4 protein-coding genes are annotated in these 4198 nt (G+C 32.1%); 3 read left to right on the plus strand and 1 reads right to left on the minus strand.

What is annotated here, in order from left to right:
• Positions 1 to 2057 (plus strand): reverse gyrase (rgy, locus tag ACXJH6_RS04605; protein ID WP_456470589.1); only part of this gene is annotated, 2057 nt, incomplete at its 5' end.
• Here rgy and ACXJH6_RS04610 read toward each other — a convergent pair.
• Positions 2029 to 2637, minus strand: a complete 609-nt coding sequence (locus ACXJH6_RS04610) for a sterol desaturase family protein (RefSeq protein WP_456470590.1) — start codon at positions 2635 to 2637, stop codon at positions 2029 to 2031. The two genes, rgy and ACXJH6_RS04610, sit on opposite strands and share 29 nt — an antisense overlap.
• 126 nt (positions 2638 to 2763) lie before the next feature.
• Between ACXJH6_RS04610 and ACXJH6_RS04615 the strand changes: the two genes are divergently transcribed.
• Positions 2764 to 3435 carry a phosphoribosyltransferase gene (locus ACXJH6_RS04615; protein WP_456470591.1) on the plus strand — a complete coding sequence of 224 codons (672 nt, stop codon included), beginning with the start codon at positions 2764 to 2766 and terminating at the stop codon, positions 3433 to 3435.
• Positions 3436 to 3480: 45 nt separating this feature from the next.
• Complete coding sequence (locus ACXJH6_RS04620; RefSeq protein ID WP_456470592.1) at positions 3481 to 3894, plus strand: rhodanese-like domain-containing protein; 414 nt, start codon at positions 3481 to 3483, stop codon at positions 3892 to 3894.
• Positions 3895 to 4198: the final 304 nt, after the last annotated feature.

Below are 4198 nucleotides of genomic sequence, written 5' to 3' on the forward strand. Positions count from 1 at the left end.
CGGTTTTTCCTTATTTAATGAAAAATAAAATTTTAGACACCAAAGAAGCGATAGAAATCCAAAATTATATTAACTTTATGAAAAAATATGTGTTTTTTACCCAGCTTCATCCAAAAGTTGAGGAAAAATTAAAAGAAATTTCCCAAAAACTAAAAGAACTTATTAAAAGATATGAAAATGAGATAAAAAATTCCCCTGAAATTAGTTTTGACGGGGAAAAAATAATTACAGCCGACATTACGGGATATATTCAGGCAAGTGGAAGGGCTAGCAGGTTTTATAAAGGTCATTTAACAAAAGGTATAGCTTTAACGCTTGTTGATAATCAAAAAGCTTTTTATTCTTTAAGAAAAAAACTCAGATGGTTTAGCGAAGCCGAATTTAAAAGAGTGAATGAGGTGAATTTAGAAATACTTTTAAAAGAAGTGGATGAAAGTAGAAAAAGTAATGAAAAAATAAACCTTAAAACTACTTTTGTAGTTGTAGAGTCTCCTACAAAAGCTAAAACGATTAGTTCGTTTTTCGGGCGTCCAAGTAGAAGAATAATTGACGGGGTTAGCGTATATGAAATTTTACTTGAAGATAGGGTGTTGGTAATTACGGCAAGTATCGGGCATGATTTTGATTTAGTTGAAAATGAGGGAGTTTGGGGAGTTGTTAATAAGTATATTCCGATATTTAAAGTATTAGAAGATAAAGATAAAATCCTTAAAGCTCTTAATCTCTCTTCAAGCGAAGTAGAAGAGGTTTTTATAGCTACCGACCCTGATAGAGAAGGCGAGAAAATAGCGTTTGATTTAAGTTTAAACAATAAGCCTTATAATTTCAATATAAAAAGAGTCGAGTTTCATGAAATAACAAAATATGCTTTTGAAGAGGCTATGAATAATCCAAGAAGTGTTGATATGAATTTAGTCGCCGCTCAGTTTGTAAGAAGAATAGCTGACAGGTGGGTAGGATTTAAAGTGTCTCAATATTTGCAAAAACTTTTAAATAACGCACATCTCTCCGCCGGACGGGTTCAAACTCCCGTGCTTAAATGGATATGCGAAAGAACAGAAAAGTTAAAAGAAAAAGTTTATGTAGTAAGAGTGGAGTTTGATGAGGTTAAAGTGGATTTTGAATTTGAAGATAAGAAACCAGCGAGTGAATTTTATGAAAGTATTCCTGAAGTAATAGAAATTAAAAAAATATCCCAAAAAGAAGAAAGTTTAATAGAAAAACCATTTAATACATCTGATTTATTAAAAGAAGCGGCTGTTAAACTCAGATTTTCTCCACAAAAGACCATGCAACTAGCTCAAGAGCTTTTTGAATTAGGTTTTATTACTTATCACAGAACTGATTCCCACAGAATTTCTCCTCTTGGCAAGAGCATTGCAAAAGAGTATATTATCGAAAATTTCGGGCAAGAATATGTAAAACTCAGAAGCTTCGAAGAAGGCGGGGCTCATGAGGCGATTAGGGCTACGACTTCAATGGATAAAGAGGATTTAAAAAGTTTTGTACTTACAAAAAATATGGAAATAAGCGGTGAACATTTAAGGCTGTATGATTTGATATTTAGAAAATTTATAGCCTCTCAAATGAAAGAGGCAAAAGTTTTAAAAGAGAAGTTTAAAATACTTACAAAAGAAGAAGAATTCATTACAAAAATATTAGAAAACGGATTTAATTTAATTTACCCTGTAAAAGTATATGAAATAAAAGATGGAGAAAAAAATATTCAAAAAACTATGTTTGAAAAATCAAAATATCCTCCTTACACATACGCAGATGTTATTGAAATGATGAAAGAAAAAGGAATAGGAAGACCTTCTACTTATGCTATAACAATAGAAAAACTACTTGAGAGAAAATATATAGTAGAAAAAAACGGCTATCTGTTTGCGACAAAGTTAGGATTTAAAGTAATTAAAATCGTATATGAAAGCGAATTTAAAGAGTTTATATCAGAGGAATTTACCGCAAATCTTGAAAATATTATGGATGAAATAGAAGAGGGTAAAAAAGATTATAAAAAAGAACTTATTTTTCTTTTTTCTTTACTCTTTTGAGTTTTTCTATTCCTTTAAGGTCCTCATCAGTCCATTGATAATATGTTCCAAATACCCTGTCCCAGATATCTGTTGTTATACCATGATTTAGAAGAGGTTTTTTGTGATGAACAAAGTGGAATTCTTGCATATATCTCCAATATTTACTTTTAAATTCGCGTCTATGCATGATATGATGCATAATTCCGTAATTGAAGTATCCAAGAGCCATTCCTCCAACCAATGCTAAAGCATCAGGCAAAGGCATAAAAAAATGAAAAAGCCATGCAAAAAATGCGGCGATAACAGCACTCATAAAAAACGGCATTGCATCGTAGCTGAAAGGGTTTTGATGGTGATGAGCGTGTCCTTCTATAAAAACTTTTAGCGGATGGTCTTTGTGAAAAAGCCAGGCATGAACTGCGTATTCCAAGAATGTAAAAAAGATTGCCCCTACAACAAAAAACGCTATACTTGCCCAAATATCTTTTGAATAGTAGATACTAAGCACTAAAAATACTACTGCTGTTAAAAAGTCAGTTGCCAAACTTAAATAGTAATTCCATTTGCTTGCGGTTATTTTTAAAATAAGGTCTTTCATTAACCCCTCCTTAAAATTTGTTTATATCAACTATAATTTAAAATTATAGTACATTTTTGTTAAATTGCAAAGTTTATTTTTACTAATTTTAGTATGATATAATATAAAAAAAATTGAGGAGTTGATATGATTTTTAAAGACAGATTTGAAGCAGGCAAAATGTTAGCCGCAAGATTAAAAAAATTGCAAGAGGAAGGAAAAATAGTAAATCCCGTGGTTGTAGCGCTTCCTAGAGGCGGGGTACCGGTAGGGTATGAAATAGCAAAAGCATTAAACGCACCTCTTGATATTTTATTTGTAAAAAAAATTCCTTCACCTGTAAATGAAGAGGCGGCAATAGGAAGTGTAAGTGAATCAGGACAGGTTTTTATAAATAAAGAAGCCGTAGAAAAACTCTCAGTGCTTGGAGTTACTGTTGATGAAAAATATATTCAGCAAAAAGCTATTGAAAAAATTCAGGAAATGGCAAGAAAAAGAGATTTATATAAAGTAGAACCTATTCCTCTTGAGGGAAAAGACGTAATTCTTGTAGATGATGGTATTGCCACGGGTGCTAGTATGTATTTGGCTGCTCAAAGTGTAGTAAGAGAACTTCCAAGAAGCATTATTATCGCTGCTCCCGTAGCACCTCTTGATGAAAATGTTTTAAATATGTTAAAAGGCGTTTCCCATCATTTGGAAATATTGGAAACTCCTCCTATGTTTATGAGTGTGGGTCAATGGTATGAAGATTTTCATCAGTTAAGTGATGAAGAAGTAAAAGAACTCTTACAAGAAGCTCAAAACTTTAGAAGTTGACATTTAAAAAAAGTTGAGTTATAATAGCTAAAAAAGGAGGGGAAAATGGCAAAATTAACACCATTTGAACAAGAAGTAGTAGAAAGATTCGCTGAATCAATTGAACTTAATAAAGAAAAACCGGGTCTAGGAAATATTGATATTCATAAAACAAGAGAGCTCATAAAAGATGCAGGGGCAATTTTACTAGATGTAACATTACCAAATCTTGTAGAAGGTGAAAATGCAGAAGAAGCCGGAATTCCAACAGCATATTATACTCCGTATTCGGAATTTAGCGAGTATCTTGATATTTTACCTGATGATAAAACTCAGCCTATTGTTATAGCTTGTAGAAAAGCGTTTTTTGCTAATAGAGTAAAAGGCTTATTAGATGTTTTAGGATACAAAAATGTATTTGTAATGGCAGATGATATTAAATATCTTATTGAAGCTCACAAGGCTCATACAGAAGGGTAATCCCTTCTTTTCTTAAAAATTTCCAAATTTTTCCAAATTTTCATAAAATTTCCTTGACATAAGGAAGGAAATTTAATATACTTTCAATCCCAAAACGGGAAGGGCACTTGGAAGAGTGCGAGATGATTGAGAACTTAGATATAAGTATTATACACCTAAGAGGGGCTAATAGTTATTGTAGATAATAAATAATGAAAAAGCCCAATAAGGGTATAAACTAAAGTCAACGTAATTTCTTTGATTTTGGGACAAACTTTTTAATGGAGAGTTTGATCCTGGCTCAGAGTGAACGCTGGCGGCGTGC

The organism is Caminibacter sp., from assembly GCF_053999135.1.